This window comes from Salipiger sp. PrR002, from assembly GCF_010500775.1.
Taxonomy (GTDB): Bacteria; Pseudomonadota; Alphaproteobacteria; order Rhodobacterales; family Rhodobacteraceae; genus Salipiger.
This window is the reverse complement of sequence record NZ_JAAGOU010000034.1, coordinates 1-23,460: the sequence shown is the minus strand read 5'-3', so window position 1 is coordinate 23,460 and position 23,460 is coordinate 1. Positions and strand designations below refer to the sequence as shown.

General features: G+C 65.0%; 21 protein-coding genes. 13 read left to right on the top strand and 8 right to left on the bottom strand.

The features are described 5' to 3' along the window. Positions 1-11: 11 nt before the first annotated feature. From G0A00_RS22090 to G0A00_RS22075, 4 genes are all read left to right on the top strand, one after another. The gene (locus G0A00_RS22090; protein ID WP_164184469.1) at positions 12-1,070 is read left to right on the top strand and encodes a TRAP transporter substrate-binding protein; all 1,059 of its coding nucleotides are present in this window, start codon (positions 12-14) and stop codon (positions 1,068-1,070) included. Between the two features lie 143 nt (positions 1,071-1,213). Further along, positions 1,214-1,789: a TRAP transporter small permease subunit gene (locus tag G0A00_RS22085; RefSeq protein WP_164184468.1), complete on the top strand. Its 576-nt coding sequence runs from the start codon at positions 1,214-1,216 to the stop codon at positions 1,787-1,789. Position 1,790: 1 nt separating this feature from the next. Next, positions 1,791-3,101, top strand: coding sequence for a TRAP transporter large permease (locus G0A00_RS22080; protein WP_164184467.1), 1,311 nt, complete (start codon positions 1,791-1,793; stop codon positions 3,099-3,101). An 86-nt stretch (positions 3,102-3,187) separates the two neighbouring features. Then, the gene (locus tag G0A00_RS22075) at positions 3,188-4,825 is read left to right on the top strand and encodes a Zn-dependent hydrolase (RefSeq protein WP_164184466.1); all 1,638 of its coding nucleotides are present in this window, start codon (positions 3,188-3,190) and stop codon (positions 4,823-4,825) included. A 52-nt stretch (positions 4,826-4,877) separates the two neighbouring features. On the opposite strand, the gene G0A00_RS22070 is transcribed toward G0A00_RS22075, so the two are convergent. Continuing rightward, positions 4,878-5,783 (bottom strand): LysR family transcriptional regulator, encoded by a 906-nt coding sequence (locus G0A00_RS22070; RefSeq protein ID WP_164184465.1) that lies wholly within the window; start codon positions 5,781-5,783, stop codon positions 4,878-4,880. Between the two features lie 95 nt (positions 5,784-5,878). Between G0A00_RS22070 and G0A00_RS22065 the strand changes: the two genes are divergently transcribed. The 5 genes from G0A00_RS22065 to G0A00_RS22045 all read left to right on the top strand — a co-directional run bounded on the left by G0A00_RS22065 (position 5,879) and on the right by G0A00_RS22045 (position 10,752). After that, positions 5,879-6,385 (top strand): TRAP transporter small permease, encoded by a 507-nt coding sequence (locus G0A00_RS22065; protein WP_164184464.1) that lies wholly within the window; start codon positions 5,879-5,881, stop codon positions 6,383-6,385. Positions 6,386-6,394: 9 nt separating this feature from the next. Then, the gene (locus G0A00_RS22060; RefSeq protein WP_164184463.1) at positions 6,395-7,672 is read left to right on the top strand and encodes a TRAP transporter large permease; all 1,278 of its coding nucleotides are present in this window, start codon (positions 6,395-6,397) and stop codon (positions 7,670-7,672) included. A gap of 17 nt (positions 7,673-7,689) precedes the next feature. After that, the gene (locus G0A00_RS22055) at positions 7,690-8,520 is read left to right on the top strand and encodes a creatininase family protein (RefSeq protein WP_164184462.1); all 831 of its coding nucleotides are present in this window, start codon (positions 7,690-7,692) and stop codon (positions 8,518-8,520) included. 3 nt (positions 8,521-8,523) lie between these two features. Beyond that, positions 8,524-9,474: a TRAP transporter substrate-binding protein gene (locus G0A00_RS22050; RefSeq protein WP_164184461.1), complete on the top strand. Its 951-nt coding sequence runs from the start codon at positions 8,524-8,526 to the stop codon at positions 9,472-9,474. An 87-nt stretch (positions 9,475-9,561) separates the two neighbouring features. Continuing rightward, positions 9,562-10,752 carry a M20 family metallopeptidase gene (locus tag G0A00_RS22045; protein WP_164184460.1) on the top strand — a complete coding sequence of 397 codons (1,191 nt, stop codon included), beginning with the start codon at positions 9,562-9,564 and terminating at the stop codon, positions 10,750-10,752. Positions 10,753-10,884: 132 nt separating this feature from the next. Here the strand turns inward: G0A00_RS22045 and G0A00_RS26600 are convergent, their stop codons facing one another. The 7 genes from G0A00_RS26600 to G0A00_RS22010 form a co-directional block, all read right to left on the bottom strand. Continuing rightward, positions 10,885-12,663, bottom strand: coding sequence for a formylglycine-generating enzyme family protein (locus G0A00_RS26600; RefSeq protein ID WP_164184459.1), 1,779 nt, complete (start codon positions 12,661-12,663; stop codon positions 10,885-10,887). Then, complete coding sequence (locus tag G0A00_RS22035) at positions 12,660-13,043, bottom strand: VOC family protein (RefSeq protein WP_164184458.1); 384 nt, start codon at positions 13,041-13,043, stop codon at positions 12,660-12,662. Before G0A00_RS22035 ends, G0A00_RS26600 begins: the two co-directional genes overlap by 4 nt. Before the next feature lie 37 nt (positions 13,044-13,080). Beyond that, positions 13,081-14,463, bottom strand: a complete 1,383-nt coding sequence (locus G0A00_RS22030) for an ABC transporter substrate-binding protein (protein ID WP_164184457.1) — start codon at positions 14,461-14,463, stop codon at positions 13,081-13,083. After that, entirely contained in the window at positions 14,460-15,296 is an 837-nt protein-coding gene (locus G0A00_RS22025; RefSeq protein ID WP_164184456.1) for an ABC transporter permease, read from the bottom strand. Before G0A00_RS22025 ends, G0A00_RS22030 begins: the two co-directional genes overlap by 4 nt. 12 nt (positions 15,297-15,308) lie before the next feature. Then, on the bottom strand, positions 15,309-16,319 hold the full coding sequence (locus G0A00_RS22020; protein WP_164184455.1) for an ABC transporter permease: 1,011 nt from the start codon (positions 16,317-16,319) through the stop codon (positions 15,309-15,311). Between the two features lie 84 nt (positions 16,320-16,403). After that, positions 16,404-17,978 carry an ABC transporter substrate-binding protein gene (locus G0A00_RS22015; protein ID WP_164184454.1) on the bottom strand — a complete coding sequence of 525 codons (1,575 nt, stop codon included), beginning with the start codon at positions 17,976-17,978 and terminating at the stop codon, positions 16,404-16,406. 204 nt (positions 17,979-18,182) lie between these two features. Next, complete coding sequence (locus tag G0A00_RS22010; RefSeq protein WP_164184453.1) at positions 18,183-19,046, bottom strand: sulfurtransferase; 864 nt, start codon at positions 19,044-19,046, stop codon at positions 18,183-18,185. 111 nt (positions 19,047-19,157) lie between these two features. Between G0A00_RS22010 and G0A00_RS22005 the strand changes: the two genes are divergently transcribed. From G0A00_RS22005 to G0A00_RS21990, 4 genes are all read left to right on the top strand, one after another. Beyond that, on the top strand, positions 19,158-20,945 hold the full coding sequence (locus G0A00_RS22005; RefSeq protein ID WP_164184452.1) for an ABC transporter ATP-binding protein: 1,788 nt from the start codon (positions 19,158-19,160) through the stop codon (positions 20,943-20,945). A gap of 25 nt (positions 20,946-20,970) precedes the next feature. Further along, positions 20,971-21,645, top strand: coding sequence for an aspartate/glutamate racemase family protein (locus G0A00_RS22000; RefSeq protein WP_164184451.1), 675 nt, complete (start codon positions 20,971-20,973; stop codon positions 21,643-21,645). A 1-nt stretch (position 21,646) separates the two neighbouring features. Further along, on the top strand, positions 21,647-23,041 hold the full coding sequence (locus tag G0A00_RS21995) for a dihydroorotase family protein (protein ID WP_164184450.1): 1,395 nt from the start codon (positions 21,647-21,649) through the stop codon (positions 23,039-23,041). Continuing rightward, positions 23,038-23,460: dihydrodipicolinate synthase family protein (locus G0A00_RS21990; protein ID WP_164184449.1), on the top strand; the 423-nt coding region annotated here is incomplete at its 3' end. The genes G0A00_RS21995 and G0A00_RS21990, both read left to right, overlap by 4 nt.

The following is a 23,460-nucleotide window of genomic DNA, read 5'->3' as shown; positions in this document are numbered from 1 at the left end:
GGACCACCCTCATGAAGCCCTCGTGCTCCAAGCTCGGCCAAGCGCTCGGCGCCTTTGCCCTGACCGCCGCGCTGTTTCCCGCCACGCTTTCGGCGCAGACCGCCGTCAACGTGCTGGGCGGGTTCTCGAACCAATACCAGAACGCCGAAATCGAAAAGCCCTTCTTTGAAGGTCTTGAAGAGGCGACCGATGGTGCCGTCTCCGTGCGCTTCCGCTCGATCGACGAGCTGGGCCTCAAGGGCTACGACGGTTTCCGGCAACTGCAGTCGGGCGTGTTCCAGATCATGGAAATCTCGCCGGGCTATGTTGCGGGGGATGATCCCTTTGTGATGGGCCTCGACCTGCCCGGCATCATGCCGGAACTGGACACCAATCGCGCCGCCATCGAGGCCTTTCGCGGGCCGCTTGCCCAGCGGGTTCGCGAGAAGTTCGACGGCGAACTGCTGACGATCTGGCCCTATCCCGCCTCGATGCTGTTCTGCAGCGGCGAGCTGAACAGCCTGTCCGATCTGAAGGGCAAAAAGGTGCGGGTCTTCTCGCCGGCGCTCAACGATCTGGTGTCCTACTTCGGTGCAAGCGGCGTGACCCTGCCCTTCTCGGAGGTCTATCCCAGCCTGCAGCGCGGCGTCGTCGATTGCGCCATCGCGGCCTCGCTCTCGGGCTATGAGGCAAAATGGCATGAGGTGACCGACACGCTGTTCACCCTGCCGCTCACATGGGCGAACCAGCTTCATGTCGCCAATGGCGAATTCTGGGATGGCCTGCCCGAAGACGACCGCGCGGCGCTCACCACCGAGTTTGCCAAGATGGAAGATGAGATGTGGTCGGTCGCCGAGGATGCCACCGCGCAGGGCATCGCCTGCAACACCGGCGAAGGTGAGTGCACCTTTGGTGACGCCGCCGACATGAAGCTTGTCGAATATTCCGCCGAAGACGAAGAGAAGCTGATCGAAGCGGTGAATTCCGTGGTTCTGCCCGGCTGGGCCGAAGATTGCGACGCGGCCTTTGGCGAATGCTCGGCGATCTGGAACGAGACCGTCGGCGCCGCAACCGGTTACAGCATCAAATGACCTCCCCGTGACCGGCCCCGCGCGGGCCGGTCCGACCTGTGCCGGGCCGATCCGTCGGTCCGGCGCCTTTTTTCTGGGACTCACGTGGTGCCGCACGCCTAAGAGACGAACGGCGCAATGACCAAAGTGCGATGGAGCAGTGGATGCGGAAACTTCTGGATATCGTGACGATTGTGGCCGGGGCCGGGTTTCTGGGCCTTGCCTTTCTGACCGCCTACGAAGTGCTGAGCCGAAAGCTGTTCAACCATTCGCTGGCCGGTGTGGACGAGATCGGTGGCTATATCTATGCCATCGGCGCCGCCGTCGGTTTCACCGCCGCCTATGTGGCCAATGCCCACATCCGGATCAATCTGATCGTCGCCCGCTTTCCGGCCTTGGTGCGGCTGGTGCTGAATGTCCTGTCGCATGCGATCCTGCTGGCCTTCGCGCTGTTGCTCACGTGGCGCGGCGGAGCGCAATGGCTTCGCTCCTACGAGCTTGGCGCGGTCTCTCCGACCCCGCTCGGCACAAAGCTGGTCTATCCGCAGGGCATCTGGCTCGTGGCTCTGGCCTGCTTCACCCTCGTCATCGCCGCCCGGCTGGTCCGCGCGCTTGCGAAAATCCCCGGCGAAGGCGGCATCACCGCGGCGGCGCGCGACCTCGACATCGACGATGTCTCTGCCGAGACACAGGCCGAGCTGGCCTCGCTCAAGAGGCGCCAGTCGCCGGAAGGACTTTGAGATGATCGATACGACAACCCTCGCCGCACTCTATATCGCCCTGCTCGTCGGCCTGTCGCTTCTTGGCTTTCACGTTGCCGCCGTCATGGCCATGCTTGGTGTGATCGGCGCGCTGCTGACCTTCGGGCCCGCTGTCGTGATGAACATCGGCGGTCTCGCATGGTCGACGTCGAACGATTATCTGCTCGTCGCGCTTCCGATGTTCGTACTGATGGGCGAGCTGCTGCTGCGCTCGGGCATCACCGACCGGCTGTATAATGCGCTCTCGGCTTGGGTGCGCGGCGTGCCCGGCGGCCTTTTGCACAGCAATATCTTCGCCAGCGCGATCTTCTCGGCCACCTCCGGGTCGAGCGTCGCGACGGCGGCCACCATCGGCAGCGTGGCCATGCCAAATATGACCGAGCGCGGCTATAACGAGCGCCTCGCCCTCGGCTCCATCGCAGCGGGCGGCACGCTTGGCATCCTGATCCCGCCCAGCATCAACCTGATGATCTATGGCGCGATCACCAATACCTCTGTGGGCCGTCTCTTCGCGGCGGGGGTTGTGCCGGGCGTGCTGATGACGCTGCTCTTCTCGGCGGTCATCGTGATCTGGACACGGTTCGACCGCGCGTCGGCGGGCCGCGGCGGCACCCCCGCCCCGATGCGCGAACGGCTGGCGCTGCTGGTCGATCTACTGCCGATCCTGCTGATCTTCGCCGTGGTCATGGGCAGCCTCTATTCCGGCTTTGCCACCGCGACCGAAGCTGCCGCGCTTGGCACCGTGGCCGCCACCGGGCTCGCTGCGGCCCGCGGCCGACTGAACCGCGCGATGCTCGCCGAGGCATTCCGATCGACGATCAAGGTGACCGGCATGGTGACCCTGCTGATCGTCGCGGCCTTCTTCCTGAACTTCGTGCTGGGTCTCATCGGCATCCCGCAGGCCGTCGCTCAATGGGTCGATACGGTCAGCACCGGTCCGCTGATGACCCTGCTGCTGCTGATCTGTCTCTACCTCGTCCTCGGCTGTTTCATGGAAACGCTTTCGATGCTGATCACCACGCTGCCGATCGTGACCCCGATCGTGCTACAGCAGGGGATCGACCCGGTCTGGTTTGGCATCTTCGTGGTCATCATGTGCGAGCTGTCGCTGGTGACGCCGCCCGTCGGCATGAACCTCTTCGTCGTGCAGGGCATCCGCAAACCCGGATCGGACGTGCGCGACGTGGTGCTGGGCGCGATCCCCTTCGTGCTGTGCATGCTGGTGCTGGTCGGCTTGCTGATCGCCGCGCCGGTCCTCGCGACCTGGCTGCCGGACATGCTCTACGGCTGATCACCCCTCCTTCGGAAGCTCCCTGAGCGCTGGCCCCTTTGGGCCAGCGGCACCCCCCTTTTGGCCGTTTGAAAGCGAGAAACAGAATGAACGCTCCCGCTCCCTCCGCCCAACCGCTCGACACGCTGGCCGCTCGGCTTTTCAACGATATTCGCGGACTTGCGCCCGATGCCGAGGGCGTCTCCCGTCCGGCCTTTTCGGAGGATGAGAGCCGCGTTCTGGCCTATCTGGCGCAGGAGATGACCGCGCAGGGACTGGTGGTCGAGGAAGACGCGGGCCGCAATCTTGTCTTTAGCCTGCCGGAACATGCCGAAGCCGAGGCGTGGGACCTTATCGGAAGCCATGTGGATTCCGTGCCGTGCGGCGGCAATTACGACGGTCTTGCCGGTATTGTCGCGGGGCTTCTGGTGCTGCTGAGCGCGCATCGCGGCGACAGTCATCTGAAGAGGCCGCTCAAATGCATCGCCCTGCGGGCCGAGGAAAGCGCATGGTTCGGCACCTGCTATCTCGGCTCCAAGATGCTGACCGGACAGCTCACGCAGAAGGACCTCAACGCGCCGCACAAAGGAGATGGCCGTCCCTTGCGCAGCCATCTCAATGCGCTTGGCGTCGATACAGAAGCCGTCGCGGCGGGAACGCCGCTCGGAGATATGTCGCGCGTGCTGTCCTATGTGGAACTGCACATCGAGCAAGGCCCCCAGCTTGTGGAGGCCGAGCTTCCGGTTGCCGTGGTTTCTGCGATCCGGGGCAATTTCCGCTTCCGCCAAGTGCAGTGCATCGGGCAGGCCGGGCACTCTGGCACCGTGCCGCAGAAGGACCGCCACGATGCCGTTCTGGCCTATGCCGACTTCATGAACGGGCTGGAAACCCATTGCCTCGAACGGCTGTCGCGCGGCAGCGATCTGGTGATGACCTCGGGCGTGGTGGGCACCGATCCCGATCAGCACGCCATTGCGCGCATTCCGGGCAGCGTGTCCTTTTCGCTCGACATTCGCTCTGGCTCGAAGGCGCTCCTTGCAGAGCTGCGCACTGAGGTCGAGGCACGGATGAGCCGCATCGCCAAAACCCGCAAGGTCCGCTTCCTGACCGGCGCGGTGGTCGAAACTCAGCCCGCCGAGCTTGATCCCGGCGTCACAGCTGCGTTGGAGCGGGCGATGACAGAGGTGGCCGGGCGCGGTCTGGTCCTGACCTCGGGCGCAGGTCACGATGCGGCGGTCTTCGCGGGCGCGGGCGTGCCCACCGGCATGGTCTTCGTGCGCAACCGCAATGGCAGCCACAACCCGCAAGAGGCCATGGAAATCGCCGACCTGATGGTCGGGGTCGATGTGCTCAAGAGCTATTTCGCGCGCGCCGCTGCGCCTGCGCAAAACCCTTCAACCAAGAACGAGGCAGATATGTTTGACGACCTGATCGAGACTTTTGAAAGCCACGGCAAGGGCCTGCGCGCTCATGGGGCGCTTGCCACCGCGGCACGCAAATCGGCGGTTGCGCAGCCAAGCATGGCCACCGCGCTGCATCTGATCGCAAGCCGCGCCGACGCTTTCGTCGCGCGCTATGAGCGCATGCCGCTCACCTCCAGCGAAGAAGCGAAGGCCGAACGCGAGCTGCGCGCGATGATCGACGACCTCGACCGCGCCCTGTCGACGGGCTCGGAAGTTGAGACGCTTGCCGCCCTCGCCTCGGCGGCGCGGAATTGCTGCGCCGAAGAACTCGCTGCGGGCTGAGACCGGCGCAGTGGCCGTTGGATGACTTTTGCCGCCGGTTCTTTGGACGCCGCTATTTCATCGTCTTTTCGCGGGCGACATCCTTCAGGCACTGCACAAAAAGCTCGACGAAGGGGTTGAACCCATCGGCCCGCCACGCAGCGACCAGCGAGATGACCTCGGGCAGTTCGTCGAGCGGGCGCACCACCAGCCCGTCCATCGGCTCCTGCTCGACCCAGCGCGGCACCACCCCGATGCCAAGCCCTGCGGCGACGAGGACCACGACCGCTTTGGTGTGGCTGACCCGCTGCACGATATTTGGCGAGAACCCGGCGGCGCGGCAGTGCTGAAAGACAATCTCCTGATAGGAGATGCCACGGATGTCGCTGAACCCGATGAAGTTCTCATCCTTCAGGTCCTGCACGCGCAGTGACTTGCGCGCGGCCAGCGGCGAGGTGCTGGGCAATACGGCGGCAAAGCCCTCGCGGTGCACCTCGAGCGTCTGTAGCCCGCTCATGCTGCGCGGCGGGCGGATGAAGGCGACGTCGATCTTGCGCTCTGCGAGCAGCGGGAGCTGTTCCTCTGTGGTGTGAAAACTCATGTCGAACTGCACCGCAGGAGCCTGCGCCGAAAGCGCCCGCAAGGCCTTTGGAAGCACAGAGTAAATCGCCGAAGACATGGCACCGATCCGCAGCCGTCCGGCCTTGAGCCCGCCCACTGTCCGCGCCTCGTCGATCGCATCCTGAAAGCTGAGCAGCGCCTCTCCCGATTTCTCAAAAAGCGCGCGTCCCGCCGGTGTCAGCGTCACCGTGCGGGTCGTCCGATCGAAGAGCCGCACGCCGATGCGCTCCTCAAGCTGGCGGATCTGCTGCGAAAGCGGGGCCTGACTAACGCCTAATATCTCGGCGGCGCGCCCGAAGTGCAGTTCCTGTGCGACACGCATGAAGTAGCGCAAGTGACGGACTTCAACGCCTTTCATCGAATTATTCTCCAAAACAGATCAATACATACTATTCATATATTGGACTTAAAGACACAAGGCTGCTGGTCTGCGGCAACCAACAGGATACGGAAATGACTCGCCAAGAACCTCTCGACCTCTTTCGACCGGTCCGATGGATCGTCACGATCATGCTCATCGTCGTGGTCGCCACGACATTGCTGCAGATCATCATGCGCTACGCCTTCAACTCGCCGCTGATCTGGAGCGAGGAGTTCGTGCGCCTGTTGATCGTCTGGATCACCTTCATCGGGGCCTCTGCGGTCTGCTACGACGGACGGCACCTGAACGTCGAGGTGTTCCTCAAGGCCGCACCGCCGCGCTTGCGCGCCGCCATGCGGGTGTTCAACGCGGTTGTCTCGCTGATCTTTCTTGGGGTGCTCGGCTGGCATTCCATCACGCTGGTGAAGATCGAGATGATGCAGGACATGTCCGCCCTGCCGCTGAAGATCGGCCACATTCGTCTCGCTGCAACGGTTGGCTGCGCGCTGATGGTGATCGGTATCCTTGCCCGGATCTTCTACCGCCGCCCCGGGCTGAGCCGGATCGATCCGGCGCATGTCGAAAACGACGCGATGTAAGGCCAGACCATGCTGACGACCCTGATTATCCTGCTCCTGCTGGTCCTGCTGTTTACGGGCCTGCCTCTGGTCTTTGCGATCGGCACCGCCTCGCTGACCTATTTCTACTTCTCGGACATCAACCTCGCGCTGCTGACCCAGCGCATGACCTCTTCGGTCGACTCCTTCCTGATCCTGGCGATCCCGTTCTTCTTTCTCGCCGGCGAGTTGATGAACGCCTGCAAGCTGACCGACCGGATCATCAATCTCGCGAAGGTCTGCGTCGGTCACATCCACGGCGGGCTGGCGCAGGTGAACATCTTTGCCTCGCTGATCTTCTCGGGCATGTCCGGCTCGCCCACCGCTGACACCACCGCGCTTGGCTCGGTGCTGATCCCGGCGATGAAGCGCGAAGGCTACCCCGCGCCCTTCTCTGCGGCGGTCACCGTCGCCTCTTCGATGGTCGGCCCGATGGTGCCGCCTTCGGTCTCGCTGGTGATCTATGGCACGCTGGCCAATGTCTCGGTCGGGCGGTTGCTGCTGGCGGGCATTTTGCCGGGGCTGGTGATCATCGGCACGCAGATGGCCTTCACCTATTTCTACGCACGCTACGCCAAGCTGCCGCGGTACGAGCGCGCCTCCTTCCCCGAGGTTCGCACCGCCTTTGCCGAGGGCTTTGCCGCGCTGATGTTCCCGGTGATCATCGTGTCGGGCATTCTGCTTGGGATCTTCTCGCCGACCGAGGCCGCAGCAGTCGCCGTGCTTTACGCGCTCTGCCTTGGCTTCATCTACAAGAACGTCAGCGTCCGCGACATGCTTGGCGCGGTGACCACCACCGCACTTGGCACTGCACGCATCCTGTCGATCATCGCCGTCGCATCGGCCTTCTCGTGGATCATGGTGCGCGAGGGCGTGCCGCTGGCGATCGCCAACTCGATTTCCTCGATCTCTGAGGACCCGCTGATCGCGCTCTTTCTGATCGTGCTGATGCTGCTGGGTGTCGGCCTGCTCATGGTCGCCTCCTCGGCAGAGATCGTGCTGACCCCGATCCTCGTGCCGGTGATCCTGCAGTTCGGCATCGACCCGGTGCATTTCGGTGTGCTGATGGTCTTTGTCCTGATCATCGGCGGCGCCACCCCGCCGGTCGGCGTGCTGCTGTTCATCGCGCAGGACATCGCCAAGATCAGCCACCTTCAGATGGTGCGCGCCATGCTGCCCTTCTACGTGCCGCTGGTGCTGGCGATCATCCTCTTGGTCTGCTTCCCGCAGATCAGCCTCTTCCTTCCCAACCTCGTCTTCGGCGATTGAGCCGAACGGAGACCACAATGACGACTGCACATCAAAATCTTCTGGAGAACATGACCTTCGAGCAATTCGACGCTTGGTCGAAGGCCGAAGAAAAGCCGGTCATCCTGATCCCGCTTGGGTCGCAGGAGATCCAAGGCCCGATGGTTCCGATGGGAGACTTCATGCTGACCCGTGAGGTCGCTGCCGAGGTGGCGAAAACCTCCGGCGCGATTGCCGCCCCGACCCTGCCCTTCGGCTATGCCGAATACTTCCGCACCGTGCCCGGCGGCATCGCGATCTCGGCCGACGCCTTCCGTACCACGCTGACCGACATCCTCGACAACTTCCTCGACCACGGCTTCACCCGGATCGTCATCCTCAACGGCCACAGCGGCAACTACCCGCTGGTCGATCAGGTGATCCGCAGCGTGCGCAAGAAGCATGACCTGCTGGTGCCCTGCATCAACCTCTGGCGCTCGATCCCCGACGCGCTCTGGACCGAGCTGCACGGCGACTTCGGCAAGAAGGCCTTCTCGCATGGTGGCGACCCGGTGACCTCGGTCTATATGCACTATTTCCCGCAGCTGACCCACGAAGACCGCGCCAAGCTGCCGGACGCGCCGGGCAAGCTTGCGGGTCTGCCTGTGGCGGGTCTCGCCGGGGTGAAATTCAAGGACATCGAAATCGGCATGCCGGTCAATGTTGACGACCGCTGCCCCGACGGGATCGTGGCCGGCGATCCCGCGCGCTCGTCCGCGGACAAGGGCAAGAAGATCGCAGAGCACCTCGTGGCGTTCTGCACTGACTTCATCGCCCACTTCCGCGAGAGCGATCCGAAGGTTCCGGCCATGACGAAAACAGGGAAGTAAAACATGAAAAAGTTCACCATTGCCGCCGCTCTTCTGGCCAGCACCGCGCTTGCAGCGCAGGCCGATGAGATCCGCTATGCGACCTGGGCCCAGCCCGGCGAAGCGCCCTATGCAGGCGCCGAGAAGTTCAAGGAAGTGGTCGAGGCGAACTCGGATCACACCGTGACGATTTTCCCCGGCGACCAGCTTGGCAAGCCCAAGGAAGTCTATTCGCAGATGGCGCTCGGCTCGACGCAGATCCTTGCTTCGGGCGATCCGGGCCTGAAAGAGATCGAATATCTCGCGCTGCCCTACCTGATGGGCGATATGGGCGACTACGCCGAGGTGCTCGACACCGATTTCGGCAAAGAGTGGAACCAGCGCCTCGTCGACGAGCGCATGGTGCGCATCTTGGGTTTCATGCCGCGCAGCCCGCGCCAGATCAGCGCCAACAAGGTCATCAACACCATCGACGATCTCAAGGGGCTGAAACTGCGCGCTCCCGAGCGTGACTATTACGTCAAATCGCTTTCGGCGCTCGGCGCAAACCCGACCCCGATGGCCTTTGCCGAGGTCTACACCGCGCTGCAGACCGGCATCGTCGATGGGCAGGAAAACCCGATCGAGACGATCTATGCGCAGAAGTTCCACGAGGTTCAGAAGGGCGTTGCGATGATCGACTACATCGTCAAACCCGCCTATGTGACCATCTCGGAAAGCTTCTGGCAGGGCCTCTCTGACGAGGACAAGGCGCTGATGGTTCGCGCCAACGAGGAATCCACCAAGGTGATCGAAGAGATGCTTCCGCAGGAGCAGGAGAAAATCCTCTCCGAGATGGAAGCCGCTGGCGTGACCGTGACCTACCCCGACAAGGCGCCCTTCATCGAGGCGACCCAATCGGTGCGCGACGAGCTTGGCACCGAAATCTGGGGCGAGGACGTCTACAAGCAGATCGCCGAGATCGGCAAGAACTAAGCCCCGCACCTCCCTCTCAAAACTAAAAATCGGACCCTCCCTTCGGCACGCGCCGGAGGGGTGGTCCCGCTTTGTCCAAGGAACACCATGTCGCAAGCCACCAACCTCGTCTCCGAAATCGACGCGATCACCGCAGAGATCACCGAGGACCTGATCCGCATTCGCCGCTGGATGCACGAAAACCCCGAGCTCGCCTTCGAAGAGGTCCAGACCTCGGCGATGATCAAGGCAGAGCTCGACAAGTTCGGCATTTCCTGGACCGGCGGTTTTGGCACCACCGGCCTTTGCGCCACCATCGGCGACGGCTCTGGCCCGGTGATCGCCCTGCGCGGCGATTTCGACGCGCTGCCCATCCACGAAACCGGCAGCCCCGAGTATGTCTCAAAGACCGCCGGGAAATCGCACGCCTGTGGCCATGACGCCCACACCGCGATCCTGCTTGGCGTGGTGCGCGTGCTGGCGCGGCTTGGCAGCCTGCCGGGCAAGGCGATGTTCATCTTCCAGCCCGGCGAGGAAACGCTCTCCGGCGCGCGGGCGATGCTCGAGGACGGGCTGTTCGACCATTGCGACCCCGACATCGTTCTGGGCTACCACAACTGGCCGCTGATCCCCGGCGGCACGATCGGATGGCACCCGGCGACCGCCTTTGCCTCGACCGATCCGTTCGACGTGGAAATCACCGGAAAATCGGGCCATGGCGCACATCCGCATCTGGCCAAGGACCCCATCGTGGCCGCCGCGGCGCTGGTCAGCGGACTTCAGACCATTGTCAGCCGTCAGGTTGCGCCGCTGTCCTCTGCGGTGCTGTCGATCGGCCGCATCGAAGGCGGCACCGCCCGCAACCAGATCCCCGACACCGTGCGCCTCGAAGGCACCACCCGCAGCCAGGACCCGGCGGTACGTCAGCAGATCCGCGAAGCGATCGAGGCGCAATGCGCCGGCATCGCCACGCAGTTCGGCGTCGAGGTCACCCCGATTTTCCACACCGGCGTTCCGCCGGTCGTCAATGATCGCAAAATCCTTGATCCGGTGCTCGACGCCACGCGCGAGATTATCGGCGCGGACAAAGTCATCGAACTTCCGCAAGGCTCCATGGGCAGCGAGGATTTCGCCGAGTTTTCCAGCCGTAAGCCTTCTGCGCACCTGCGCATCGGCTCGCAGCTGGAGCATCACAAGACCATGCTTCATCGCAGCGATTTCGATCTCGACGAGGCCTGCATCCCCACCGCCGTGCGGGCGCTCAGCCACGCCATGCTCAGCCTTATGGACGCTGCCTAAATCACGCTTGTCCAGCTTGGCTTATGGGCGCAGCGCGCCCGTTCCGCCAAGCTGGGCGCCAAGCCCGCGTCGTTTCCGAGCGGGCTTGGCAGCGCGCAGAGCGCATCTCGGACCTGCCCCGCGTGCAGCGGCTCAGCCCGATTGCGCGACCACCACCCGGAACCCATTGCCGCGCCAAAAGCCGTTCGGCTCGAGGCTCCCGCGATAGATGCCGTTGGCTTTGAGCCGACCCGAAGAAAAGCAGCCGCCGCGCAGCACACGCCGCACGTCCGGCGCCGCACCAAGCGCCTCGCGGCCATCCTCGGCCCAGGGGAAGGCAAAGCTTGGCTTTGACATGTCGCTGCCCCAAAGCGTCGTGCACCATTCCCAGGCCTGACCGGCCATGTCGTGGCAACCGCAGGGCGAAGCGCCCTCGGGGAAGAGACCGACCGTGCAGATATCGTTGAAGCCGGTCTCTTCGTCATTCGCATGTTCCGCCGCCCAGACCTCGCCCCATGGGTAGGTCAGCCCAGCATGGCCGCGCGCGGCAGCCTCCCATTCGCGTTCGGTCGGCAGACGCACGGTGTCTTCGGCGATGATCCGGCCCTCGCCCCGCCACGTCTCGGTAAGCCAGTCGCAATAGGCGCGCGCGTCGTGCCATGTGAGGTCGGTTGCCGGGTGACTGGCGCGCTCTGGCGCACGGCCAGTGGCGGAAAGCCACTCCCGCCCCGTCGCTTGGACAAAGCGCAGATAGGCGGCACAGGTGACCGGGTACGCGCCGATGCGAAAGCTCTGAAGCATGACCTGATGCGCAGGGGCCGAATTGGGATGCAGATCGCCTCCCATGTCGTAGCGCCCGGCTGGCACCGTCACGAGCGCATCGAGCGCGCGCGGGACGCCGAGCTTTGCCAGCGCCTCCCCGGCCCGGCGACGGAGCGCGGGGGCGGCCCCGCCTGCTTCGATCGCCCCGGACAGTGCTGCTGCGATGTCCGCGGCTTCCGAGCTTCCGGCGGCGGTCAGATCGGCAGCGGCCAGCAATAGCGGCAGCGCTCCCATCCCGGCCAGCGCGGAGGCGAGCCCCGCATCCTCGCCCCGGCGACGGACCACCAAGCGCAGCGGGCCTGACCAGCGCGCGGGGTCTTGCGCCACCATTTCGGCGATCTGCGCGGGCGGCAGCCTGTCCAGAGCCTCGGCGTCGCGCGCCTCATCCAGCCACGCCTCTGTGGCGGGGAGTGCCGCCGCCTCTGCCAGCGACAGCGTCCGGCCATGGATCACCGACAGCGCCCAAAGACCGGGCTCAACCCAGATCTCGGAGCAAGGATCGGCGCGTCCGGCCAGCGCCGCGGCCCGTTCGGGCGCAAGCAAGGGAAGCAGCGCATGGGCGCGCAGATCGGGGTGGAGCCGGATGCCTTCAAGCGCGCCGCTCTCACACAGGATCAGCAGCCGCGCCTCGGGCGTCTCTGCGATCCATGCCATCGCCTGCTGCAGCAGTGCCGAAGGGTCGGGCTCGTGCTCAAACCCATCGAGAATAAGCAGCACCTGGCCGCTCTCGGCAATTGCAGCCGCCAGCGCCGCCCTACCTTGGCCCGGCGTCGAGACACAGGGCAGCGGCAGGCCCGCCTCCCAGACTTGCGGCAGCGAGAGACCTTGCGGGTTGCGGATCGCCGGACGACAGAGCGCTTCGGGGGGCCGCGCGGGATCATTCGCGCGTTGGGCGGTCAGCGCCTCGGCAAGGCAGCGCGCCAGCGTCGTCTTGCCGCCGCCGCGCGGCGCGTGCAGCAGCTGAGCGCGGTGCATGGAGATCATCTCGGGCGCGGTGAACTGCACCGCGACCTCTGGCTCTGCCCCTTCGGCGAAGACCCGCAGCCCCTTGGCGGCGCGGTCTTCATGGGTGAAGCCGACGAGGCGGGGCAGGATCGGAAGCTCTGTCATTTGAACAGCTTGGCCACGTCCGGGTTGTGAAAGCGCTGGATCTCGATGGCGTAACCCGCCGGATCCTCGAAGAAGAAGTGCTCGCAATAGGTGCCGCGCAGGATCTCCGAAAGCCCCGTCACGCCAGCCTCGGTCATCTTGGCGTGCCAGCCCGCCACATCCTCGGAGACGACAGTCAGCAGCGTCGCGCTCTGCGGCTGGTGCTTGAGGTGGCCCTTGTTGCCGTCGACGATGCCGAAATAGGCGTTTCCGGCGATGCGATAGATCCGCGCCAGCCCTTGGTCGAGCACCAGCTCGAAGCCCAGCACCTCCTCGTAGAAGGGGGCTACGGCGTGGATGTCTTCGTAGTAATAGAAGGTGATCGCGCATTCCTTGAGCATGATCGGCTCCTTTCGTCGTTGTGTCTTTGGGCAGCGCTTAGGCAATGCGCAGAATGCCCTTGTGATCGAGGCTCAGCCCCTGCAACTCGGGGACATGCGCGAGGCAGAGCACGGGGTGGAAGAGGTAAGCCCAAGGCGGGGCCTCCTGCAGGCGCCGGAGCAGCCCGCCATAGGCGCTGGCGCGGGCGGCTGTATCCGTCAGATGGCGCGCGGCATCGAAGCCGGTGTCGACCTGCGGATCGCTGACGCCCTGCCACCAGACCGCGCGGCTTAGGCCAGAGATCTTGTCGTCGAGCACGCGGAATGTGCTGTGCGGCGAGCTGTCAAAGATTGCCGCGTCGCCCATGCGCTTTTCGCCGATGTCGCGCGCGTATTGCGGACGGTCTTCGGCGATCTCGACGCGGGTCTCGAAGCCGACAGCGTTCCAGGCCTCGCGCATGAACCGCGCAAATTCCGGCGCGCGCTCGGGCATATAGGTTGGGCTGCGCAGCACCACTTCGCGCGGCCCATCAGAGCGCGCAAGCAGGCGGCGCGCTTCCTCGGGGTCGAAACGCAGCGGCGCAAGTCCCGCCTCGGCATGGCCAAAGTGCCAAGGGCTGACAATCGTGTCCGAGGGGATGGCAAGCCCGCCCATGACCTCCCGCACCAGCCGGGCGCGGTCGATTGCGAGATTGGCGGCGCGCCGCGCGTGAGGATCGCAGAAGGCCCCCTCGAAACCGTTCATATAGGCCATGACCGACATGGTGCTGACCTGCTCCTGCCAGCCAAAGCCCTCGATACCGCGCCGCGGCTCTTGCAGCCGTTCCATATGCGTGGCCGCCTGAACCTCGCCCGCCCGCAGCGCCGCGAGACGGTCCTCGGCTACCGGCATCGCGACAAAGCGCAGCCTGCGCCCGTCGCTGCGCCGGTGCAGCACGGCCTCTGCGCCGGGGGTGAAGGCGTCCACCCGCCACGGGCCGGTGCCGATCACCGGGCGCCCCTCGGCATCCATCTTCGGCAGGTAGAATTCTGAAAGGATCTCGGGCAGATCGGGGAAAGGTTTGGGCGTGACGATGGTCAGCACCTGCGCCTCGGCGGTGATCTCGGCGCCATCAAGGTAGCGGGCGTAAGACCACGGCATGCCGAACATGTCGCGCGAGTCGAGGATACGGGTGATGAACGCCGCTGCGTCTTCGGCGCGCACCGGGGTGCCGTCGTGGAATGTCTTGCCCGGGCGGATGTGCAGGCTCCAGCGGCAGCCGGTCGAGTCCAGATCCCATTCGGCAAACAGCCCGGGGCGGATCATGCCGTCCTGCCAGCGCAGCATCGGCTCGAGCACCAGAGATTTCAGCGTCAGAACGCTGCAATCATCCGTGACCCGGTCGGGCGGCAGGAAATCGACTTTTTCCAAAGCAATGGTTGGGACGGGAGGGTGGCTCATCCGATCTGGCTCCGGCGGCGAGGGTTGAACCAATCGGCCAGCGCGTCGCCGATCAGGTTGAAGGAGAGCACCGCCAGCAGGATCGCAAAGCCCGGGCCAAGCGCCGTCCATGGGCTGGAGCGGGCAAAGGCGAGATTGGCAGAGACATCAGCGCCCCATTCCGGCATTGGCGGCTGCGCGCCGAGACCGAGAAAGCCGAGGCTGGCGGTCTGCAGGATGGCGCTGCCGACGTTCAGCGAGGCCTGCACCAGCAGCGGTCCGATGGCATTGACCAGCACGTAGCGCAGCAATATCCGGCGCTGCGGCAGGCCAAGCGCATGTGCCGCATCGACATAGAGCCGCGACGAGACCGCCAGCGCTTGGCTGCGCGCAACACGGGCGAATTGCGGTGCCATGGTGATCGCGACGGCGAGCATCGCGTTCTCGAGACTGGGCCCAAAGGCTGCGGCCAAAGCGATCGCCAGCACCAGCGCCGGGAAAGAAAGCATGGCGTCGACAATGCGCATGATCAGCATGTCGATCCAGCCGCCGGAAAACCCCGCGATCACGCCAAAGAACACCCCGACTACAAAGGCGATGCCAACCACAAGGATGCCGATGGCCAGCGTGTATCGTCCACCGTGCACGAGCCGCGAAAGCATATCGCGACCAAAGCTGTCGGTGCCCAGCCAATGGCCCGGCCCCGGTGGCAGCAGCTTGGCGCCCATGTCGATCGCCACGGGCGATTTGACGAGGAAGGGCCCGACCAGCACCGCCAGCAGCAGCGCTCCGAGGATGCCCGCTCCGACCATGGCCAATGTGTTGCGGCGGAGAAAATGGATCAACTCTTTCATGGCGTCCCTCCCTCAGTTCATCTTGCGGCGGACGCGCGGGTCCAGCACGGCGTAGAGGACGTCGACCAGCAGCGAGGTCAGCATGAAGAGCAGCGCAAAGACCAGCGTCGCGCCTTGGATCACCGGGTAGTCGCGATTGCGGATGGCCTCGAACATGAAGCGCCCGATGCCGGGCCAGCTAAAGATCGTCTCGGTCAGGATCGCGCCGCCGAGCATTTCGGCGAACTTCAGGCCGACCACCGTGATCGCGGGCAGCAGCGAGGTGCGTAGGGCGTGGCCATAGATCACTTCGCGGTGGCTGAGACCTTTGGCGCGGGCGGTGCGCACATAGTCCTCGCCCAATGTCTCAAGCATTGTGGCCCGCACGAAGCGGCCCAGAGTGGCCGCAAGAAAGGCGGCAAGTACGGTGACCGGCAGGATCATGTGCAGCAGGGCACTTTGCACGGCGCCCGGCTCGCCCGAGAGCCATGCGTCGATGACGGCGAAACCGGTGACGTTGTCGACGAAAAGATAGCTCGACATCCGTCCCGAGACCGGCAGCCAGCCGAGCCAGGTGGCGAAGATCAGCTGTAGCAGCAGCGCCAGAAGGAAGGCGGGCATCGACACGCCGGTCAGCGACAGGATGCGCACGCCGTGATCGAAGCCAGAGTTGGGCCGGGTCGCTGAGAGCACGCCAATCGGCGTGCCTATGAGGATCGCCACCAGAACCGCCGCGATCGAGATTTCCAGCGTGGCCGGAAGCCGCAGAAGGATCTCGTCCAGCACCGGCTGCCCGGATTTGAGCGACACACCAAGGTCGCCCTGCGCGAGGCCCGCCACATAGTGCCAGAGCTGCAGCAGCGCCGGTTCGTCAAGGTTGAGCTGGGCGCGGAGCGCTGCGATCTGGCTGTCGGTGGCACCGGGGCCAAGCAGCGTCACCGCCGGGTCGCCCGGGATCAGCCGGACCAGCGAGAACACGATCACCAGCACCAGCGCAAGGACGGGGATGAGCGACACAAGGCGCCGCACGAGAAAGGCAAACATCGGATAGTCCGGTCAGAGAGGGGAGCACCGGCCCGGACAGCGAGGGTCCGAGCCGGTGCCAGCTTTAGGGATCGGCGGCGAAGATCAGTTCTTCGACACGCTCCAATATTCGTTGAGCGGCGGCGCGCTGTTGACCACCAGTCCTTCGACGTTCGAACGGGCAAAGACGATCAGTTTGGGGCTGAAGAGATAGGCGCCCGGCACGTCCTCAACGATCTGCTTTTGGATTTCAGAGTAGAGGGCCTTGCGCTTTTCCATGTCTGCCTCGCCCTGTGCCTGCAGGATCTTGGCGTCAAGCTCGGCGTTCTCCGGCATGCGGAAGGTCATGGCGCTGTCCTTGAGCGTCGAGAGATAGCCGATGGTCACATGCGCGTCGGGATCATTGTACCAAGGCTGGCGACCGTCGAGAGCCATCTGCCATTCGCCAGCGACATGCAGCGCGCGATAGGAGGGGAACTCGGTCTGAGCGATGTCCACATTCACGCCGATCTCGGCAAGGTTGGCTTGCACGAAGGTCGCCACCGCACCCCAGAGCGCACCCTGAAAGCTGTAGAGTTTGACCGACAGATCCGCCGGATTGACGCCCGCTTCTTCAAGCAGCGCTTTCGCGGCCTCGGGGTCATATTTCGGCGCAAGGTCCTTCACCTCGGGATCGAAAGCCCAGCTGTTGGACGTGAGCGGGCCATAGACGTGCTCTGCGGTGCCGTCGAAGACGCCCGACAGAAGCCCGTCATAGTCGATTGCCATAGCAATCGCGCGGCGCACCCGCACATCGGCAAACGGACCTTCTGTCAGCGAGTTGTTGAACTCGAGCTGGCGGATGATCTGCGACGGGCTTTCGAGAATCTGAATGTCGGCATTGTCGGCGAATGCTGCCATCTCCTCGGAGGGCACCGCCGAAAGCTGGCCCGCCTGCTGGATGATGTCGACGCCGCCGTTTTCCAGTTCGAGGCGCCGGGTCGAAGCCTCGGGGATGATGTTGTAGATCAGCCGCTCGAGCTTTGGCGCACCGCGGAAGTAATCGGGGTTCGCGTCAAGCACCACACGGGTGTCTGCCTGATAGGCGCGGAACTTGAACGGGCCGGTACCGACCGGATTGTTGGCGAAGTCATCGCCGAATTTCTCGACCGCCGCAGGGCTCACGATCGCCGACTGCGGCTGCGCGAGGATCGACAGGAAGGCGGGATAGGGCCGCGACAGGGTGAACACAACCTCGGTATCCGAGGGGGTCTCGATGCTCTCGATCAGGCCCAGCGTCGCCTCGACGTAGGGGTTCATCTCGGTGGTGCGCTCGAGCGAAAACTTCACCGCCTCGGCGTTGAAGGGCGTGCCGTCGTGGAAGGTGACGCCGTCGCGCAGGGTGAAGTCAAAGGTCTTGCCATCCTCGGAGACGGTCCAATCGGTTGCCAGCCGCCCCTCAAGCTCGGAGAAGTCCGGCGCTTTCCACGCGACCAGCGTGTCGAAGACGTTGAGAATGATCTCCGAGCCGATCGGTTCGGCCTTGTTGATCCCCGGCTCCAGCCCGGCGGGATCAGAGGGGACCGCGATGACCAGCGTCGACGCTTCCTGCGCGAGCGCGGTTTGGGCGGTGAGCGGCGCCGTCGCCAGCACCAGCGCCGCGCCGGAGAAAGCTCCGAACAATCTGCGCGTCAGTTTCATCTTTCGCTCCTGTGTTGGATTGGGCCGCGGCCCTTGTTGCGCGACCGAGTCGCGGGGATGCATGGAGACATTGCGCTTGGTGATATATCAGGTGCAATATTTCTTTTGAGACTCTGGCACCTTCAGGACGGATTTTTTCGCACCAATCCAGCGCCGCTCAAAGAATAGGCAATGTCAGGCGCCGCCACGGCATCTTGAGCCAGGTCAGGGGAATGGGCCGCGCTTTACCGGGCGCGAGGGATCGTGGATGTATTGAGACCACGAGCCCACATACATGGCAGCCTCCACCCCGATCGAGGCCAGCGCCAGCACTGTGACAGCCGCCGACATGCCAGCCCCGCAATAGACCCCAACCGGCCGCTCCCCCGTGACCCCAAGCCCGCGGTACATCTCGGCCAGCGTCTCGAACGAGGTCAGCGGCCCTTCGTCGGTGAAATTGTCGGGTGCCGGAGCACTTTGTGCGCCGGGGATATGTCCGCGCTTCGGATCGCCCCCCTGTTCCGGCCCGCCGATATAGTTGGGCCGGATACGCGCATCCAAAAGCCCCCCTTCCGACGCAAGCGCCAGCGCCTCTTCGGCGGTGAGGTCAGGCATTTGCCCCGGAGACAAAACGATGTCGCTTTGTGCAGCAATTTTAGCAGCTTGAGATGTGGGAAGCCCGGCCTTCACCCAAGCGTCTAGCCCCCCATCAAGCACCCTGACATCGGCGATTCCGGCCCACCGCAACACCCACCAACCACGGGCGGCGGTCATTGCACGCTCGGCATCATAAAGCACGACCGGTCTGTCCCCGGTGATGCCCCAGCGGCGCACGGCCGCCTGCAGCGCCGCCACATCGGGCAAGGGACGCTGGCCAAGCTCGGGCGCAGCGGGGGCCGCGAAGTCGGCATAAGCCTCTGCATCCACGGCGCCGGGAATCCAGCGGCCGCTGCGCGAAGGGACACCGGTATAGGGGTTCACCGATTGCACCGCGATCACCACCGGCGGCAGCGGCCCATCCAGCATCGCGTGCAGCTGCGCCGGTGTCAGAAGCGCCTTGGCGCGGGTCTCGGCATCGGGTCTTGGCATGGTCGATCTCCGCTCATGGTGCGTTCGTGATATATCACTTGGTACATTTATATTTGACACCACAGATCGGATCGGCTGTAAATCCCCTCGTCGCGTTTCACCGGAGTCCCCATGACCCTTCTCTCCGTTTCTGGCCTCACCACGCAGTTCCGCACGCCGGACGGCTGGCGCAGCGTGGTCGATGACGTCAGCTTCGATGTCGCCGCCGGACAGACGCTGGCCGTGGTCGGCGAGTCGGGATCGGGCAAGAGCGTCACCGCGCTTTCGGTCATGGGACTGCTGCCCGAAGGGCTGGCCCGAGCCAGCGGGTCTATCCGCTTCGAGGATCGCGAGTTGCTGACGCTGCCCGAGCGCCAGATGGAACGGATCCGCGGCAACGACATCGCGATGATTTTCCAAGAACCGATGACCTCGTTGAACCCGGTGCTCAGCGTTGGCCGGCAGATTGCAGAGCCGCTGGTGCGCCACAGGGGTCTCTCGCGCCGCGCCGCCATGACCGAGGCGGTGCGTTTGATGGACCGGGTCCGCATCCCCGCCGCCGCGCGCCGCGCTGCGGAATACCCGCACGAGATGTCCGGCGGCATGCTGCAGAGGGTGATGATCGCCACCGCGCTGGCCTGCGCGCCGCGATTGCTGATCGCCGACGAGCCGACCACCGCGCTCGACGTGACGATCCAGGCGCAGATCCTCGAGCTGATCAAGGAGCTGCAGGACGAAGACGGCATGGGCGTCCTGTTCATCACCCACGACATGGGGGTGGTCGCCGAGATCGCCGAGCGCACCGTTGTTATGTACCGCTCGAAGCTGCTGGAGGAAGGCGCGACCGAGCAGGTCTTTGCCGCGCCGCGCACCGAATACACAAGGCGCCTGCTCGCCGCCGCGCCGCGGCTTGGGGATCTGGCGGGCAGCGCCCTGCCCCGGCCTTACCCTGAAGACGGCGCCGAGCTGCCCCCCGCAGTCGATACGGTCCAGCGCGAGGCCGCGCCGCTTCTGAAAGTGCGCGATCTCGTCACCCGTTTCGACCTGCGCCGGGGGGTTCTGGGGCGGGTGCATGCCCGCGTCCACGCGGTGCAGAATGTCTCGTTCGATCTCTACCCCGGCGAAACGCTTGCGCTGGTCGGCGAGTCCGGCTGCGGCAAATCCACGACGGGCCGTTCGGTGCTGCGGCTGACCGAGCCGACTTCGGGCAGCATCAGCTTCGAGGGGCAGGACTTGCTGGCCATGCCGCCCGCCGCGCTGCTGCGCGAACGGCAGGCGATGCAGATGATTTTCCAAGACCCGTTCAGTTCGCTCAATCCGCGCATGCGTGTCGGCGAGGCCATCGCAGAGCCAATGATCGTCCACGGTCTGCTCGATCGCGCACAGGCCCCCGCCGAGGTCGCCCGGCTGCTGAGCCGCGTCGGGCTTGATCCGCAGATGGCCGGGCGCTGGCCGCATGAGTTTTCCGGCGGCCAGCGCCAACGCATCTCGATCGCGCGCGCACTGGGGCTGAAGCCCCGGCTGATCGTGGCCGATGAAAGCGTTTCGGCGCTCGACGTGACGATCAAGGCGCAGGTGGTCAACCTGATGATGGAACTGCAGGCCGACCTTGGCCTCTCTTATCTGTTCATCAGCCACGACATGGCGGTGGTCGAGCGCATCAGCCATCGCGTCGCGGTGATGCTCTCTGGCGAGATCGTCGAGGTTGGCCCGCGAGAGCGCATATTCGCAAGCCCGCAGCATCCCTACACCCGCCGTCTGCTCTCGGCGGTGCCCGAGCCCGATCCCGCCCGCCGCCTGACCCGCAGGGTGATCGAGGCCACGGAGCTAAAGAGCCCGATCCATCCGCCCGACTTTGTGCCCCCCATCCGCAACTATGCCGAGGTCGCGCCCGGGCATCTTGTCATGCAGGGCGCCTAACGCCTCGCTCCTTCGAAAGCCCAATATGTCCCGCATCCTTGTCCTCAACCCCAACAGTTCGGCGGCGATCACCGAGTCGATCTCGGCCTGCCTCGCGCCGCAGCGCCAGCTGACCCGGCACGAGATCTGCTGCGCCGACCTGCCGGGAGCCCCCGCCGGGATCGAAACCGACGCCGACGTCGCGCAGGTTGTACCGATGGTGCAGGCGCGCGCCGCCGACTTCGGCGCCGATGCCACCGTGATCGCCTGTTTCTCTGATCCGGGCGTCGCCTCCACCCGCGCCGCTTTGCCCGGTCGGCCGATCATCGGCATCGCTGAGGCGGCCTATTACGCCGCTCTTCAGCTTGGGCAGCGCTTTGGGGTGATCTCGCTCGGCCCCTCCTCTATCGCCCGCCATGCTGCGCGGCTCGACGAACTGGGGCTTCTCTCGCGTCTCGCGGGTGACCGCGACATCTCGATGAGCGTGGCCGAGGGCAATCGAGCCGACAGCCTGCCGAAGATCCGCGCCACCGCCGAGGCGCTGCGCGATCGCGACGGAGCCAGCGTGATCATCCTCGGCTGCGCTGGCATGGGGCTGCACCGCGCGGCGCTGCAAGAGGCCATTGGCCTGCCGGTGATCGATCCGGTGCAGGCGGCTGTCGCGGCAGCGGTGACCGCGCTCGATCTCGACTATTACGCATTTGCAAGAACCGGAGCCTGACATGGCTGACTTGGCTAATTTGGACCTTCTCCTTCGCGGCACGATCGTCACCCCCGAGGCCACGCTGGAAAATGGCTGGATCGCGGTGAGAGGCGGCAGCATCGTCGCCACTGGTCAGGGCGCGGAGGCGCCCGCCGCGGCGCAGACCATCGACTATGGCGAGGCGCTCATCCTGCCCGGCGTGGTCGACGGCCAGACCCATGCCACCAGCTGCAAAGGCATGGAAGGCATCGCCGAGACCACCCGCGGCGCGCTCGCAGGCGGGGTGACCACGCTGGTCGATATGCCCTTCGACAACCCGCTGCCTCTGGACCGGCTCGAACGACTGACCGAAAAGACCGCCGCCATCGCCGAACATGCTCACGCCGATATGGCGCTTTATGGCACGGCCACGCGCGAGACCGGCACCACCGAGATGCAGGCGCTGATCGACGCGGGCGTCTGCGCCTTCAAGATTTCCTCGTTCGAAAGTAGCCCGACCCGGTTTCCGCGCATCGCCGCCGATCTCATGCTCGACATGATGGAGGTGCTGGCCGACACCGATCTGCCTCTCGGTCTGCACAATGAGGATCAGGAGATCGTCCGCGCCCGCATGGCCGAGGCCCGCGCTGCGGGGCGTGACGGCATCGAGGCCCATGCCGAGGCGCGCCCCATGGCCGCCGAACTCGCCGCCACGGCACAGTTCCTCGCGCTGGCACAGGCAAGTGGCGCGCATGCCCATCCGGTGCATCTGACCGGGGCCGAGGGCTTTGCACAGGTCGCCGCCTTCGCCGGGCTCGGCGCGCGCGTTACGGGCGAGACCTGCGTGCATTACCTTTGCCTTGATGCGGCACAAGACGGCGCCCGTCTAGGCGCGCGGATGAAAGTGAACCCGCCGATCCGCGCGGGCCGGGTCGAGGGGCTCTGGCAGGCAATCGAGGCAGGCCAGGTCGCCTTTACCTCCTCGGACCACTCCAGCTGGCCGATCGACAATAAACTGACCGCTTCGATCTTTGACGCGGGCGCGGGAGTGCCGGGGCTGCAGACCCTTCTGCCGCTCTTTTACACTCTTGCCGAGGCGCGCGGGCTCGACGCCGCACAGCTCGCCGCCGCGCAGCTCTGCACCCGTCCGGCGCAGTTCTTCGGCCTCGAGACCAAGGGCGCCATCGCGCCGGGCAAGGATGCGGATTTTGCCGTCCTCGAGCGGGGCAGCTTCGTCTTTGACGAAGCCAGCGCGCTTGACGGGCTGAAATGGTCGCCCTTCCACGGCGACAGTTTTGGCGTCCGGGTCACCGCGACCTATCTGCGCGGCGCGCAGGTCTGGGACGGCACCAATATCCTCAGCGCACCCGGCAGCGGCCGCTATCTCGCGCGGGGCGCGACCGGCTGGTTTTCCGATCAAGGACAGGCTCAATGACCCTTCTCACCTCTGACGCCCGCGGCGTTTACGTCATCTCCGTCACGCCCTTCACCGACAACGGTGAGATCGATTGGGACAGTCTCGACCGGGTGGTGGATTTCTACTTCGAGAAGGGCGCCGACGGGCTGACCATCCTTGGCATGATGGGCGAAGCGCCGAAGCTGACGCAGGCCGAAAGCCGCGCCGTCGCCGAGCGGGTGATCAAGCGCGCCGCGGGCAAGCCGGTGGTCGTCGGCGTCTCGGCCCCGGGCCTCGCGGCGATTGGCGAGCTTGGGAAGGCGGTGATGGATATGGGCGCGGCGGGCTGCATGGTGACCACGCCGGGCAGCCTCAAGACCGACCCGCAGACGCTTGGCTATTTTTCCCAAGTCGCGCGCACGCTGGGCGCGGATGTGCCCATCGTGCTGCAGGATTTC